The 15,173-nt window shown below is 65.5% G+C and carries 14 protein-coding genes; 12 read left to right on the top strand and 2 right to left on the bottom strand.

The window, feature by feature from the left end:
• Nucleotides 1-14 precede the first annotated feature (14 nt).
• The 11 genes from DEIDE_RS01295 (at nucleotide 15) to DEIDE_RS01245 (ending at nucleotide 10,940) form a co-directional block, all read left to right on the top strand.
• Nucleotides 15-1,844 carry a S9 family peptidase gene (locus DEIDE_RS01295; protein WP_012692163.1) on the top strand — a complete coding sequence of 610 codons (1,830 nt, stop codon included), beginning with the start codon at nucleotides 15-17 and terminating at the stop codon, nucleotides 1,842-1,844.
• Nucleotides 1,845-1,865: 21 nt separating this feature from the next.
• Complete coding sequence (locus DEIDE_RS01290; protein ID WP_012692162.1) at nucleotides 1,866-2,381, top strand: RNA 2'-phosphotransferase; 516 nt, start codon at nucleotides 1,866-1,868, stop codon at nucleotides 2,379-2,381.
• 25 nt (nucleotides 2,382-2,406) lie between these two features.
• Nucleotides 2,407-3,141, top strand: a complete 735-nt coding sequence (locus DEIDE_RS01285; protein ID WP_012692161.1) for an SIR2 family NAD-dependent protein deacylase — start codon at nucleotides 2,407-2,409, stop codon at nucleotides 3,139-3,141.
• Between the two features lie 267 nt (nucleotides 3,142-3,408).
• Complete coding sequence (locus tag DEIDE_RS01280; protein ID WP_012692160.1) at nucleotides 3,409-4,371, top strand: hypothetical protein; 963 nt, start codon at nucleotides 3,409-3,411, stop codon at nucleotides 4,369-4,371.
• A gap of 468 nt (nucleotides 4,372-4,839) precedes the next feature.
• Nucleotides 4,840-5,946 carry a bifunctional diaminohydroxyphosphoribosylaminopyrimidine deaminase/5-amino-6-(5-phosphoribosylamino)uracil reductase RibD gene (ribD, locus tag DEIDE_RS01275; RefSeq protein ID WP_012692158.1) on the top strand — a complete coding sequence of 369 codons (1,107 nt, stop codon included), beginning with the start codon at nucleotides 4,840-4,842 and terminating at the stop codon, nucleotides 5,944-5,946.
• On the top strand, nucleotides 5,946-6,605 hold the full coding sequence (locus tag DEIDE_RS01270; RefSeq protein WP_012692157.1) for a riboflavin synthase: 660 nt from the start codon (nucleotides 5,946-5,948) through the stop codon (nucleotides 6,603-6,605). Before ribD ends, DEIDE_RS01270 begins: the two co-directional genes overlap by 1 nt.
• Nucleotides 6,602-7,822, top strand: coding sequence for a bifunctional 3,4-dihydroxy-2-butanone-4-phosphate synthase/GTP cyclohydrolase II (locus DEIDE_RS01265; RefSeq protein ID WP_012692156.1), 1,221 nt, complete (start codon nucleotides 6,602-6,604; stop codon nucleotides 7,820-7,822). The genes DEIDE_RS01270 and DEIDE_RS01265 overlap by 4 nt, the downstream gene beginning before the upstream one ends.
• A gap of 51 nt (nucleotides 7,823-7,873) precedes the next feature.
• Nucleotides 7,874-8,344, top strand: coding sequence for a 6,7-dimethyl-8-ribityllumazine synthase (gene ribH / locus DEIDE_RS01260; RefSeq protein WP_012692155.1), 471 nt, complete (start codon nucleotides 7,874-7,876; stop codon nucleotides 8,342-8,344).
• A 157-nt stretch (nucleotides 8,345-8,501) separates the two neighbouring features.
• Nucleotides 8,502-9,977: a radical SAM protein gene (locus DEIDE_RS01255; protein ID WP_012692154.1), complete on the top strand. Its 1,476-nt coding sequence runs from the start codon at nucleotides 8,502-8,504 to the stop codon at nucleotides 9,975-9,977.
• Nucleotides 9,978-10,052: 75 nt separating this feature from the next.
• Complete coding sequence (gene mscL / locus DEIDE_RS01250; protein WP_012692153.1) at nucleotides 10,053-10,448, top strand: large conductance mechanosensitive channel protein MscL; 396 nt, start codon at nucleotides 10,053-10,055, stop codon at nucleotides 10,446-10,448.
• 36 nt (nucleotides 10,449-10,484) lie between these two features.
• Nucleotides 10,485-10,940, top strand: coding sequence for a DinB family protein (locus DEIDE_RS01245; RefSeq protein WP_012692152.1), 456 nt, complete (start codon nucleotides 10,485-10,487; stop codon nucleotides 10,938-10,940).
• A gap of 53 nt (nucleotides 10,941-10,993) precedes the next feature.
• Here DEIDE_RS01245 and DEIDE_RS01240 read toward each other — a convergent pair whose 3' ends face one another.
• Complete coding sequence (locus tag DEIDE_RS01240; protein ID WP_012692151.1) at nucleotides 10,994-12,205, bottom strand: vWA domain-containing protein; 1,212 nt, start codon at nucleotides 12,203-12,205, stop codon at nucleotides 10,994-10,996.
• A gap of 123 nt (nucleotides 12,206-12,328) precedes the next feature.
• Complete coding sequence (locus DEIDE_RS01235) at nucleotides 12,329-13,312, bottom strand: hypothetical protein (protein WP_041226970.1); 984 nt, start codon at nucleotides 13,310-13,312, stop codon at nucleotides 12,329-12,331.
• A gap of 72 nt (nucleotides 13,313-13,384) precedes the next feature.
• Between DEIDE_RS01235 and DEIDE_RS01230 the strand changes: the two genes are divergently transcribed.
• Nucleotides 13,385-15,142 (top strand): HRDC domain-containing protein, encoded by a 1,758-nt coding sequence (locus tag DEIDE_RS01230; protein ID WP_041226969.1) that lies wholly within the window; start codon nucleotides 13,385-13,387, stop codon nucleotides 15,140-15,142.
• Nucleotides 15,143-15,173: the final 31 nt, after the last annotated feature.

The following is a 15,173-nucleotide window of genomic DNA, read 5'->3' as shown; positions in this document are numbered from 1 at the left end:
TCCTAGACTGCGGCATGACAGAACGCCTTCCACTCGAAGCGCTGGCCGCCCTGCCCACCGTGACGGCCCTCCTGGTGTCAAATTCCGGGAACCACATCGCGTTCTATGCCGACTGGACCGGGCGTTTTGAGCTGTATGTTCAGGACCTGCGCAGCGGCGAGCGCCGTCAGCTGACCAACGGGGAAGCGCCCAAGGCAGTGCGCGCGGCTTTCATCTGGAGCCACGACGACGCCCACCTGTACTTCAGCCGCGATGAGAACGGCGACGAGCGTCAGGCCCTCTTTGAGCTGGAAGTCGCGTCGGGGAAGGTCCGCGCGCTGCAACACGACCCTCAGAGCATGGACTACGCGGCGGATGTTCATCCGGATGGACGCCTGCTGGTCAACAGCACGCGCGGCGGCATGATGAATGTGCACATCTATGACCCAGCTGCCCCCAAGGACTCGGCCTGGACGGTGCTGACCCGGCAACCGAACACCACCATGGCGGCGGCGTTCAGTCCTGACGGCACACGCCTGACCGTGACCACCAACGAGAGCCCCGATCTGCGCAACACCGACGGGTACGTGCTGAACGCCGACGGCAGTGGCCTGCGCCGCATTTTCCGGGTGCGCGAGGGCAGCCGTGACAGTGTGGGCCACTGGCATCCCGACGGCCAGCGCGTGGCGGTCAGCAGTGACGCGAGCGGCAGCGGGCGCGTAGGCCTGCTGACGGTGGACACCGGAGAGGTCCGGTGGCTGACTTCCGAAAATGACCAGACCGAGGAAATGCCCGGCCGCTTCTCGCCGGACGGCCGCTGGCTGAGTGCCCTGCGTAACGTGGACAGCACGCTGACGCCGGTGCTGTACGACACCGGGACCGGGCACGAACGCACGCTGAAGCTGCCCGCAGGCATTGCTGCCGGTACGGATTTCGCGCTGGGCGGCACGAAGCTGCTGCTGCAGTTCACGACCACCACCACCCGCCCGGAGGTGCTGCTCTACGACCTGGAACATGACCGCTACGAGGTACTGATTCCGGCCGATTACGGTGAGCTGGACCCGGCCGACTTTGTGGCGGGTGAGTACGTCCGCTACCCGACCACCGACGGTCTGGAGGTCCCAGCCATCCTGTACCGGCCGCGTGACGCTGCACCTGGGCAGAAACTTCCGGCGCTGGTCCACGTGCACGGCGGACCGACCGCACAGTTCTTCCGGGGCTTTGATGCCCAGGCGCAGTTCCTGGCCGACCGGGGCCATGTGGTGCTCTCACCCAACATCCGCGGCAGTACCGGCTACGGCGTGGCGTGGCGCGACGCCAACCTGCGCGACTGGGGTGGGCGCGACCTGGAGGACGTGGCGGCCGGAGCCGGGTTCCTCAAGACCCTGCCTGAAGTCGATCCGGAGCGGCTGGGCATTTTCGGGGGCAGCTTCGGCGGATACATGAGCTTTCTGGCAGCGGTGAAAAAGCCGGAGCTCTTTAAAGTCAGCGTGCCTATCGTGGGCATCAGTGACCTGCGCCAGCTGCACGAGGACAACAGCCGGGTCATGCCTCAGCTGAGCTACTACTTCCGCACCATGATGGGCGACCCGGAAGAGAACGCTGAACTGTGGCGCGACCGCAGCGCCGTGACCCACGCGGCCCGGTTGAAAGCGCACATGTTCATGATGCACGGCACCAACGACCCACGCTGCCCGATCAACCAGGCGCGCGGCTTCCGTGACGCCCTGCTGGCCCAGGGCCGGCAGGAGGGCCGGGATTTCGAGTACGTGGAATTTGACGACGAAGGCCACGGCGCGGGCGACATTGCCGGCAAGACCCGCAGCTACCGGCTGATGGCGGATTATTTTGCGCGGCGGCTGTAAACGGCCACCCCAGGACACGCCATGAACGACGAACAGCTCTCGCGCCGCCTGTCGTACCTGCTGCGCCACGCCCCACAGAAGGCCGGGCTGACGCTGGAACCGGGAGGCTGGGCGCCGCTCGCACCGGTTCTGGCCCACCTGAACGTCACCCGGGCGCAGGTCGAACGGGTGGTGGCGACCAACAACAAGCAGCGCTTCACGCTGAATGGCGAGCGCATTCGCGCCAACCAGGGCCACAGCGTGGAGGTGGACCTGCGTCTGCCGCTGACGGTACCGCCAGCGAGGCTGTATCACGGCACCCACCCTGGCGTTCTGGCCGCTATTCAACACGAGGGGCTGCGGCCCATGCAGCGCCATCACGTGCACCTGTCGAGCGACCCGGAGACGGCCCGGCAGGTCGGTGCCCGGCGCGGCACCCCAGTGATCCTGACGGTGCAGTCGGGAGCCATGTACGACGCTGGCCACAGCTTCTACCGAAGTGACAACGGGGTGTGGCTGACAGAGGCTGTCCCGCCAGAATTTCTCAACTTTCCCTGAGGGGACCGGCTGTTACCCTGACCCCATGAACCTTGAAGCCGCCCGAGCGGCCCTGCGTGACGCCCGGCGTGTCGCCGTGCTGACCGGAGCTGGCGTGAGTGCCGAGAGTGGTATTCCCACCTTCCGTGACGCCCAGACCGGCCACTGGGCGCGCTTCCGCCCCGAGGACCTGGCCAGCCCGGACGCCTACCGGCAGGACCCGGACACCGTCTGGGAGTGGTACGCCGGGCGCTACCGGGACGTGCTGCGCGCCGAGCCCAACGGCGCGCACTATCTGCTGGCGCAGCTTGAAGGGCTCAAAGGGAACGGGTTTCTGCTGGCCACCCAGAACGTGGACGGCCTGCATGCCCGTGCCGGCAGCCAGCGGCTGGTGGAACTGCACGGCAACCTGCTGAGCGCCCGGGACGAGATCACCGGAGAGGTGTTTGCGCTGCCCGACCCGGACGTGCTGGAAACGCCACCAGTGTCTCCGAACGGTCACCGCATGCGTCCCAACATCGTGTGGTTCGGGGAATTCCTGCCTGAAGACGCCCTGGCTACGGCGTCCGAGGCGTTTGCCAGTGCCGACGTGGCGCTGGTCGTGGGCACCAGCGGCGTGGTGTACCCGGCTGCCGGCCTGGCCCTCGAGACCCTGCGGCAGGGCGGCGTGGTCATCGAGATCAACCCGGAAGAGACCGAACTCACGCCCCTTCTGTCGTTCAGCGTGCGCGACGTGGCGTCCCGGGGGCTGGCGGCGCTGCTGGGTCAGGCCGCGTCGTAGACCGTTCAACCTGTCTGAAGGCAGCAGCCACGCTGGCGGCGCGTGTACCAGACAGCAATTTCTTGAACAGTGCTTGTCTGTGGCGGGTTCGGCAGAAACGCGAAAGGCCGGTGGTTCGAACGGACTGCCTGAGGGCCCGCAGCCCCCCTATCAGCCGTGCCGATGCGGGCACTCCCTGAAGCCAGCTGATGTCAGTACAGCGGCATGCTCCGTAGCCTAAAGTACAGGCACCTCACCACACCGCCGACAGCGACAGGAGAAGACCCGATGAAATATCCGCTGATCACCATCTGCCTGGCCCTGATTTCAGGCGCGGCCGCCCAGCAGGGGCCTGCCAACGTCTCGAATCTGACAAAGGTTTCCCTGACCAAAGGGGCGATCCGGGTAACGGACCCTGCCGCCACACGCGAACTCGGTCAGTTTTTGAACAGTCTTGCCGGGCAGCAGGGCAGTGCGTGTCAGGCCAGCGAGTATCTGGTCTGGGAAGATGCCTCTCTGGCCGAAACGATTAGTGATGGTCTGGCTGCACAGTTCAAAACACGTGGCATTACCGTCAAGCAGCTGAACGAAGAGGAAGATGAGGAAAGTTACACGCTGTCCTTTCTGATGACGGAGAAGACCAACCGCTTTGTTGCCCTGATTTACACCGATGCACAGAGCGTCGTGCTCGGCTGGTGCAGTCTGAAGAGTGCCCCCGCAGTGACACCCACAGCGGCCGCACCCCGTGCTCAGCAGCCGGCCGCCGCCGCACCGTTCAAGGTCGGGGACCGGGTCATGGCAAAGTTCAGTCAGCTCGACTATGAGAATGAGGCCACCATACGTGCGGTGAAGGACGGCAGATACCTTGTGCACTCCGAGGACAGCACCGCCGAGGATACCTGGGTCACGGCCGACCGCCTTACCCGGTTCAATCCAGGGAATACAGCCTCCGGTCCGCCTGCCGGAACCTACGTGTGCTACCACCCGATGTATGAGAATGCGTACATGGGCTCTTTCGTGATTGCCAGCGGCGGGCGCTACACCTACCTGACCGGCAACAATCGCTCCGGAACGTACACCTACAACCCAGCCCAGAGGACCATCACCTGGAAAGGCGGAGAGCTCAGCACCCGCCCGGTGACGGGAGAGTACGTCAATACGCTCCGCAACGGCCCGATCATCATGCTGTTGTTTGCAGACGGCAAAGGCCGGCGTGCTGGTGATTATCAGCGTTGCCTGCTGAAAAAATAATTCAGGAGTGGTCCAGGCCGCTGTCCTGAACCAGTGACAGGCAGTGAGGGGAGCCTGAAATCAGCTTAAAAAGGACACGCTGTTCCCGGATCCTGAACAACTCCCCCTTTTGTCCCCTTCGGATGCACTAATCTGCTTGCGGCCCGCCGCGTCGCGGGGGGCCAGCTTCCTTCGGGGCGGGGTGAGATTCCCCACCGGCGGTGATGGTGATTCCGGAACCTGCGCCAGATGCCAGTCCAGAATGACCTCAGCCCGCGAAGCCCGCGCAAATCGCACCACGCGGGGGCCCGATCCGGTGAGAATCCGGGGCCGACGGTGACGTTGCGACCAGAGACGCGTGGAATACGGCAAGACAGGCGAAGGGCCGTCCCTGAGCCTCTGGCCACCCAAACGTTTGCTGATCAGCTCAGTCCGGATGAGAGAAGGAGGAAACGTTCTGTCTGCCACCCCGGCGGACGACGTTGATGTATGTATACAGAGCATCCGCCTGACACGGAATACATGAGATTGGCCCTGAACGAGGCCGCGCGGGGTATGGGCCGCACCTCACCCAACCCGCCGGTGGGGTGTGTGATCGTGCGCGACGGCCAGGTGGTGGGCCGGGGCTTTCATCCCAGAGCCGGCGAGCCGCACGCAGAGGTCTTTGCGCTGCGGGAAGCAGGCGAATATGCACGCGGCGCCACCGCCTATGTGACCCTGGAACCGTGCAGCCATTTTGGCCGGACGCCGCCCTGTGCAGACGCGCTGGTCGCCGCCGGTGTGTCTCAGGTTGTCATTGCCGCCCTGGACCCGAATCCCCGCGTAGGGGGTCAAGGGGCTTCGCGCCTGCGCGAGGCTGGAATTGAAGTGATCGTGGGCGTCGCCGAGGAAGAGGCGCTGCGCCAGCAGGCCGGCTTCCGCAGCCTGGTGATGCGCGCGCGTCCCTGGGTGATCTACAAATACGCCATGACCCTGGACGGCAAGGTGGCGGCTCTGGACGCCAGCGGCCGGGGCGAAGCCAACGGTCTGGTCACTGGACTGGCCTCGCGCGCGCGGGTGATGGCGTGGCGTAACGAGGTGGACGGGATCGCCGTGGGCAGCGGAACGGTCATCACCGACGATCCGCTGCTGACCACCCGTGGCGTGGAGGGTGGCCGTGACCCGCGCCCGGTGGTTTTTGACGGTCAGGGCCGCACGTCAGCCAGCGCGCGAGTGATCCGTCCTGGCGCTGTGGTCGTCACGGCGCCTGGGATGGACATGAGCAGGCATGAGGCGGCCGGCGCCCAGGTGATCTATGCCACGCAGCCCAGCGAGGCCCTGGCCGAACTGGGCCGGCTGAATTTCTCGACGCTGTTCGTCGAGGGCGGCCCGACCCTGGCCGGCAGTCTGCTGGACGCCGGGCTGGTGGACGAGGTACGCGCCTTTGTGGCTCCCAAGCTGCTGGGCGCTGGCCTGAATCCGCTGACCGCGCCGGTGCGCCCTATGCATGAGGCGCAGGTCCTGCGTGACGTGACCTTCGAATCCCTGGGCCCGGATCTGCTGATCCGCGGCCTGCTGAACGACATTCCCCGATTGAACGTGCAAGGAGCCAACTGATGTTTACCGGAATTATCGAGCAGGTGGGCCGCGTGACGCGCGCCACCGAACAGGAAGGCAATCTGACCGTCACCGTGGCCCCCGCGCAGATGTGGAACGACGTGGCGCTGGGTGAGAGCATCGCCGTGAACGGCACCTGCCTGACCGTCACCCAGTGGGACGAGACCGGCTTCACGGTGGACCTGAGTCACGAAACCCTCGCCAAAACGGCGCCGCACTGGCAGCCGGGTGACGTGGTGAACCTGGAGCGCGCCATGACCGCCGGAGCGCGCTTTGGCGGTCACGTGGTCAGCGGCCACGTGGACGGCGTGGGAGAGATTCTGCAGATAGACGCCCAGCCCGGCGCCTACACCATGACGGTGCGGGCCCCGGCAGACCTGGCGCGTTTCCTGGTGCCCAAGGGCAGCGTGACGGTGGACGGCGTGAGTCTGACGGTGGTGGATGTGGGTGGTCCAGCTGGCAGCCGCGCCGACCTGCGCGCTGACGAGTTCACCCTGTGGCTGGTGCCGCACACGCTGGAAGTGACTTCTCTACACACCTGGAAGGTGGGCACGAAGGTGAACCTGGAGGCTGATCAGATGGCCAAGTATCTGGAGCGGCTGCTGCGCATGCGCGACTGGACTCCGGACGCGCAGGGAACGGCGGAGGTGGGCGCATGACCCTGGCTTCCATTCCTGAACTGCTGGCCGAGCTGCGCGCCGGCCGCCCCGTGGTTGTGGTGGACGACGAGAGCCGCGAGAACGAGGGGGACCTGCTGATGCCCGCCGAAGCGGCCACACCCGAATGGGTCAACTTCATGGCGCGCGAGGGTCGCGGGCTGATCTGCGTGACCCTGCCGCCCGAGCGGGCCGCGGCGCTGAATCTGGCACCCATGGTCGGTGCTGGCAGCTTCGGCCAGGGCAGTGACCCCAACGGCACGGCCTTCACGGTCAGCGTGGATCACGTGAGCAACTCCACCGGCATCAGTGCCTACGACCGCGCCGCGACCATTGCCGCGCTGGTCAACCCGGAGGCCCGCCCTGAGGAGTTCCGCCGCCCCGGGCACATCTTTCCGCTGGTGGCACGTCCGGGTGGGGTGCTGCGCCGGGCCGGGCACACCGAGGCCGGCTGTGACCTGGCGCGGCTGGCGGGTTACGCCCCGGCCGGGGTGATCTGCGAGATCATGAGCGACTCCGGAGAGATGAGCCGCCTGCCGGAACTGCTGGAATTTGCCGAGAAACACAACCTGAAGGTGGGCAGCATCGAGGCGCTGATCGCCTACCGCATGGAGCACGATCCCTTTATGCGGCTGGTGGCCGAGGCGGATCTGCCTACCGAGTATGGCCAGTTCCGCATCGTCGGTTTCGAGGACTCCCTGAGCGGCGCTGAGCACGTCGCCCTGGTGATGGGCGAGGTCACGCCCGAGCCCCTGCTGGTGCGGGTGCATAGCGAGTGCCTGACTGGGGACGGCTTTCACTCGCTGCGCTGCGACTGCGGCCCGCAGCGTGACGCGGCGATGCAGGCCATTGCCGAAGAGGGCCGCGGCGTGCTGGTCTATCTGCGCCAGGAAGGCCGCGGCATTGGCCTGCTCAACAAGATCCGCGCCTACCACCTGCAGGACGGCGGAGCCGATACCGTAGACGCCAACCTGCAGCTGGGGTTTCCCGCCGATGCCCGTGATTTCGGGATTGGCGCGCAGATGCTGCACCTGCTGGGCGCGCGGCGCCTGCGTGTGTTGACCAACAACCCGCGCAAACTGCACTCCCTGGGAGGCTTCGGGCTGGAAGTCATCGAGCGCGTGCCGCTGCACGCAGGCCGCAATGTCCACAACGACGCCTACCTCAACACCAAGGCGGCCCGCCTCGGGCACATCGGCACCGACGGCAGCGGCGACTGAGCAGCTGCCCGAATTCCCCGAAAGCGCCTCTTCCCCACCCCGGAGTTTCCCATGAACCGTATCGAAGCCCATCTGCTGGCCACTGACCTGAAATTCGCCATTATTTCCACCCGCTGGAATCACCTGATTGTAGACCGGCTGGTCGAAGGCGCCGAGCTTGCCTTTGTGCAGCATGGTGGCCGCAGCGAGAACCTGGACCACTACCTGTCCCCTGGCGCCTACGAGGTGCCGCTGATCGCCCGCAAACTGGCCGAGTCAGGCCGCTATGACGCCATCGTCTGCCTGGGGGCCGTGATTAAGGGCGATACTGACCACTACGATTTCGTGGCGGGCGGCGCAGCCAACGGCATCCTGAATACCTCACTGCACACCGGGGTGCCGGTCGCCTTTGGCGTGCTGACCACCGACACGGTCGAGCAGGCCCTGAACCGCGCGGGGATCAAGGCCGGCAACAAAGGCGCCGAGGCGACCCTGGCGATGATCGAGACCGTTAACCTGCTGCGCCAGATTCCGCAGTCCTGACATTACATCTGCGAAGGGCCACGAGCAGATGCCGTGGCCCTTCGCGGTTGTCTGTGTGCCGCAACCGGGAGTCACGTCACATCCTGACCTCGCGCCGCCCGGTAGAGTGTTACGTTTGTTCGGGGCCGTGCTTAGTCCCGAAAAGGGGTGAGATGACATGACGGCAGCCGAAGCTCTACACGACCAGATCTATCCTGCGCCTATCAAGGCTGTGGAAGCCGGCAGCCCGGCAGAACGGGCCGGCGTTCGCCCGGGGGACGTGCTGCTGCGCGTCAACGGTCAGGCTGTGACGGACGTGCTGGCCTACCGTCACCTGCTCACCCAGGGGCAGGCCACCCTGGAGATCGCCCGGCCCCACGAGGCTCCCCGGATCATGACCGGCGTTCCCGGCACCGCGCAGGACCATCACCGCCTGCTGCTCAGTGCGCCGCCCAGTCTGGACGACACCTTCACCTTCACGGTGGAGTGGGAAGACCCCGGCCTGGAGTTCGAGGAAGTGCTGTTTGACGGCATCAAGAAGTGCGCCAACAAGTGCGATTTCTGCTACGTGCACCAGATGCCGCGCGGCTTTCGCAAGAGCCTGTACATCATGGACGACGACTACCGCTTGTCCTTCCTGTACGGCTCGTTTGTCACCCTGACCAACCTGACCGAGGGCGACATCAACCGGATTCTGGACGAGAACCTCTCGCCGCTGTACGTTTCGGTCCACACGGCCAACCAGGACCTGCGTCAGGACATGATGAAGTGGTGGAAGCTGAAGGTCAAAGACCCGCAGGCCGTACAGATCCGCGGCATGATCGAGCGCCTGGAAAGCATTGATCTGTACACCCAGATCGTGCTGGTTCCGGGGCGCAACGACCGCGAGCATCTGGATGACACGGTCGAGTACCTGTCGAGCCGGCCCAACGTCATCTCGGCAGCGGTGGTGCCGATCGGCCTGACCGGGCACCGCACCAACCTGCCGGACGTGCGTACCTTTACCCGTGAGGAAGCGCAGGACAGCCTGAAACGCCTCAACGTATGGCGCAGGAAATTCCTGGCCGAACGTGGCACCCGCTTCGTGTTCCCGAGTGACGAGCTGTACCTGCTGGCTGGGGAAAGTCTGCCCACCGAGGAGGAGTACGAGGGCTTTCCCATGCTGGAAAACGGCGTGGGCATGATCCGCGACTTCCTGACCGAGGGCCTGCCGGAACTGCCTGCTTCGCTGCCCCAGCCGCGTAAGGTGATCCTGACCACGGGGCTGCTGTTTGCCGAGTCGCTGGACCGCGCCGTGGAGCCCCTGCGCGCCATCGAGGGCCTGACGCTGGAGGTCCGCGCCGTGGAGAACAAGACCTTCGGCAAGGTCACGACCGTGGCCGGACTGCTGACGGGCCGCTGCTTCCGCCACGCGGTCAAACCCGGAGAGGCGGACCTGCTGATCGTGCCGCCGACCACCCTGCGCTACGGCACCGAGCTGATGCTTGACGACACCAGCCTGACCGAGCTGCGCAATGAGTTCCGTATGGACGTGCGCGCCGGCGGAGCCACCCTGGGCGAACTGGGCCGCGTGATCCTGCAAGGGGTAGACACCAGCGGGCACCAGTGGGGCATGAGTGCTCACGCTGTCAAGGAGCAGCGCGGACAGGCCTGAGCCCAGGCCGCATTCCGGTTCTTTCGGCTCCGGACCATTCGGTGACATCTGCTGTTCTGTGGAACACTCCGGAACATGCTGAGTGGTTTTCAGAAGTTCCTGATGCGCGGCAACCTGATCGATCTGGCCGTGGGCGTGATTATCGGCGCGGCGTTCAACGGCGTGGTCAAGTCCTTTACCGACGGCGTGATCATGCCGATCATCGGGATTTTCGGCGGAATCCCGAATTTTGACAGGCTCACTTTTGAAATCAATGGAAGCGTCTTCAAATATGGACTCTTTCTGACAGCGCTGGTGAATTTCCTGATCACCGGGGCCGTGATCTACTTTTTTGTCATCACGCCTGTCAACCGCCTGATGGAACGCTTCAAGCAGGAGGACAAACCAGCGGCGGCAGAGCCCAGCAACCAGGAAAAGCTCCTCGCGGAAATCCGCGACGAGTTGCGCCGGCGGCCTGGACCGCCTGCCTGAGGGCCGGGCAACAATCCCGGCCACTATCCTGAGGGCATGCCTGTCAATCCTGCCGAGACCTACGCCCGCAACTTCCTGATGCACCGCGGCGCGCTGATGGACCTGTACGCCCAGTTGCCGGAGGACCAGGGCACCTTCAGCGCCTGGGAGGGCGGCATGACCTTTATCGGTCTGGCTGACCACCTGTCGGGCAGCTGTCAGCGCCTTCTGTCCATGGTTGCCGGAGAGAAGCCGGGGGCCGTGGCCAGCAGCGCCACACTGCAGGAGGCCCGGGGCCGTCTGGAAACGACCGGTGAGCAGATTGCCAGGGCTATCCGCGCCATGGGCCCGGAGGATCTGGAACGCCGTGTGGTCGCCTTCGGGGGCCGCGAGATGCCGGCAGCCGCGTTGCTTGACGCCATGGTCAGCCACGAGGCCCATCACAAGGGACAGGTGTGGATGATGGCCCGCATGCTGGGCATCAAGCCACCGATGTACATCAAGATGGGCTGAGACCGCCATAAAGAAGGGGAGGCACACCGGTGTGCCTCCCCTTCCTGTTGCCGCTAATTCACCATCTTGGTCTTGTTGGTCACGAAGTCCATCAGCACGTACTGACCGATGTTCTGCGGCGTGGTGAAGTAGGCCTTGCCACGCGTCATTTCCGAGACCCGCCGCACGAACCCCACCAGTTCCGGGTCGCGCGCCAGCATGAAGGTGTTGACCTGAATGCCGCTGCGCCTGCAGTTGGCGACCTCGCGCAGGGTGGCGCCCAGCACGTAGGGGTCCAGGCCGTAGGCGTTCTTGTAGATGCGGCCGTCCGGCAGCGTGAGGGCCGAGGGCTTACCGTCGGTGATCATCACGATCTGCTTCATGTCCTTGTTCTCGCGCTTCAGGAGCTGCTGCGCCAGCCTCAGGCCACCGGCAGTATTGGTGTGGTACGGACCGATCTGCGCCTGCGCCAGCTTGCTGACCGGCACCTCCTCGGCGCTGTCGTGAAACAGCACGAACTTCAGGGTGTCGCCGGGGTACTGGGTGCGGATCAGGTGCGCCAGGGCCAGGGCCACCTGCTTGGCCGGTGTAAAGCGGTCCTCACCGTACAGGATCATGGAGTGCGAGCAGTCCAGCATCACCACCGTGGCCGCCGAGGAGTTGTACTCGGCCTGGCGGATCACCAGATCCGATTCCTCCAGCTGATCAAAGCCCTTGGAAATCACGTTGCCCAGCGTGGCCGTGGTGTCCAGGTTCATGGTGTCCCCGAACTCGTAGCTTTTGAGCTCCCCGCTCATTTCGACGCCCGAGGCGTACTCACGGGTGTCGTGGGCACCCGCACTGCTGCGGCCCAGGCCGCCCATGAGATCACGCAGGCTTTTGTAGCCCAGGAAATCGATGCTCTTGTCGGTCAGCTGAAAGGTTGCCTCGCCGCCCTGTCCTGCGCCGCCCTGACCGTCAGCGTCATCAAACTCCTTGCGAATAAACCCGTCCTGCTGCAGCTTGTCCATCAGGCGCTGAATCTGCTGACCGAGTTGGGTCTCGCGCACGTCGTCGGACTGCATGGCCTCCAGCAGCTGATCTTCGGGAATCATGCCCCGCTCGGCCAGCGCCTCCAGAATTGCGTCGAACAGATCATCCATGCTGGGGCGCGCGTTGGGGTCGGGGTCGTAGGGATCATTCATGCCCTGCCCCAGCAGCGCTTCTTGAATCATCTGCATCAGCTCACTGCTTTCAAGCTGATCCAGTTCCCCCTCGAACTTGCTGTACCGCGTTATCCGCGCCATAAGCTGCAACCTCCGTGCTCCTCAGCATGGCGTGAAAGGCGGGGGGCGTTTGTAATGCCGGGGCTGTGCCGACTGGTGGCTCCCGCTCCAGGGCACGATGCCCGTGAGACAGAACCCGGCCGGTCAGCGTGGACGGGCAGTGAGGGTCTGCGTCATGGTCATGGGCATGGTCACGACCACGTCGTCCATCTGCATGGTCATGACCATCTGCATGGTGGACTGCTGGGTCATGAGCCCCGGCAATCCGTCCGGACGGTAGGTGCTGCTGCCTGAAGTCTGCAGGTTTTTCAGTTCCATTGTCATGGCGGGCAGTCCACCCTGGCCGCCCAGGCTCATCCGGTAGCCGCCGGCCCGGCCCGAGACCATGAAGGTGTGCAGCCCCTGCGCGTTAAGTCCAGAGTAGGTGGTTGTTGTGGTGGTTTTCAAGAAGCTGGACTTCAGGTCGCCCAGTGCAGCGGCCACCTCCGGGTCCTGGCCGGCAATGCCCTGCAACACCGCGCTCATGATCTCCTGCAGGTCCAGGGTCGCTGTCTGCGTATGTACGGAGCCTTTCACCAGCGGCAGGCCATAGATTCCTGTGTGGTCAGCGCCGCTCTGGCTGGCAATCTGCCTGAGTTTCTCGGGGGTCAATCCAGACAGCAGAGGTTTCATCATGGGGTGATCCGAGTCCATGCTCAGGCCGGTGATGCTGCCATCCGGCGCGACCTGCTGCGTTACACGCAGGGTCAGTGGCGTCTTCTCACCGGGAATGTTCTGGATCATGCTGGTCAGCAGAGTGACTGAACCGTCTGCGGCCCGGGCTGCTACTTTCACGAACAGCTTGCCGGTCATGGCTGGAACATCCGCGCCAGCCATGCCACGGCTGAACTCCTGCTGCATGGCCTGCAATTTCGCTGCTGACACCTGCCGCCCCGGCGCGGCCGTGACTTCGACCTTCCCCATCGTCATGCGCGACTGGGTCGTGGTCTGCATCTCCACTGTGGTGCCGACCGCCGCGGTAACGCGTAAGGTTGCGGCCGACGCACTGACCGGCACGGTAGCCGGCGCGTTTCCCTGGGCAGCAGCAGGAGCGGAAAGCAGAAGGGCTGTCAGGACAAATAATCTCATGTCGGGAAATACGTCTTGGGTCAAAATCCGGTTCCCGGACCAGCCAGGGGCTGCATGCGGCAAAATAGCAGGATGACCGATTCCCGCTCGTCCCGACCCGACGCACGCCTGGTGCTCCTGCATGCCGAGCGGGGTGACCCGCACGCCCGTCTGGCCGGCGCTCTCGCGGCGCTGGAAGGGGCGGACTGGGGGCTGCTGCTCTCGGGGGAAGATGCCCTGGCACGGCAGCTGGCCAGCCTGGTGGGTGGCGGAACCCTGCGGGTGGATTCCCGGGTGCGCGTCAACCGTGAGGCCCTGGCCGGGGCTGGCCTGGCGGTGGCTGGCCTGGATGCCGAATGGCGGGGCGCCCGCGCCGTGTGGCTGCTGGAACCTGACGCCGAGACCCTGGAGCGTGCCCGCCGGGCGGGCGTCCGGGTCGTGGTGGACGCCACCCTGGCGCCCGGAAGCAGCTGGTTCGCCGCTGGCGCTGATCTGGTGGTGTACCGCGACAGTGTCACGCTCAGCGGCCATGCCGACGCTCCACTGGCTGTGCTGTTCGGAACAGGGCGCGCCCCTGAGGCGGCGGGAGCACCACCCAGCGATCTGAGCGTGGCCCTGGTGCTGCGCGACGTGGCTACCCTGCCGCTGCGTCTGGCCCGGGCTGCCCGCACAACCGTGCAGCTTGCCGAGCGTCTGGGCGGCGCGGCGCAGGGCGCTGGACCCACCGCGCTGCTGCTGGCGCCCGACGCAGCGTCTGATACTCCGCAGGCTCTGGGTGGCGTGCTGGCAGCAGCACGCAGCGTTCCGGGCGGCGTGCTGCTGACCCCCGGGCTCCAGGAAGCAGACGTCGCCCTGGCCATGCTGCACGGCGCCGCTGATCTGCGCCAGCCCGAGCGACGTGAACCGGCCCGTCCTGAAGCCTCGCGTGTGGAGGGAAGGCGCCCAGAAGAAGGACGCCGGGACGAGCAGCAGCAGGGTGAGCCGCGCCGGGACGAAGGGCGCCGTGATGAAGGACGCCGGGAGGACCGCCGGGATCACCGCTTCGATGGGCGCCGAGATGCGGGCCGTGACGGGGGACGCCGGGACGCTTTCCGGCGTGGTGGGGACCGCCCGGGACGCTTTTCACGCGGTGATCAGCCCAACCAGGCGGGACCGGACAGACCTGCCGAGCCTGAGCGCTTTACCTTTGAGGCTCCGCAAGCAGCAGCCGACACGGCGCCTCTCCAGTCGGCCGCGCCTGTTCCGGCCACCGAGGAAACCTGGGAACCCGAAATCGTGTTCAGCAACCAGCCTCCGCACCCACAGGTCACGCTGCCCACGCCGGTCAGCTCCGGGCCGGACGCGCCGAATCTGCCGGTATTGCCGGATGTGCTGAATCTGCCTGAGCCTCTGGCCGATGCTGACGAGACACCCAACGGGCAGGACGACACGGCTGTTCAGGAACCGCAGGCCAGCCTCAGCGACGCTGACGACCGTGCCGGTTCAGGGGCTGCCGACCCGGCTGCTCCGGCCGAGGACACTGCAGTTGAGGCCGACAGCACTGAGGCCGACGTCATTGAACCTGCCCCACCGGCCATCGTGCTGGCTCCGGACCTTCCCAAGGGCAAGGAGGATCCCAGCGCCGACCTGACCGACGAGCAGGCAGCCGTCTACGCCCGACTGCGTGAATGGCGTAACGCCGAGGCCAAACGCCAGGAGATCAGCCGCTTCATCATTGCCAGCAACGCCACCCTGGCCGAGATCGCCCGGCGCATTCCCTACACCGAGGCAGACCTGCGGGCTGTGAAGGGCATGGGCCCGGAGCGGGTACGCAAATACGGAGAGAAGATTCTGGAGGTCGTGCGCGGCTAAGGCGTCTGAGGACGGATGAAAAGATGCCCGT

This window comes from Deinococcus deserti VCD115, assembly GCF_000020685.1.
In the GTDB taxonomy this organism is placed as follows: domain Bacteria; phylum Deinococcota; class Deinococci; order Deinococcales; family Deinococcaceae; genus Deinococcus; species Deinococcus deserti.
This window is presented reverse-complemented; position numbering and strand designations above follow the sequence as displayed.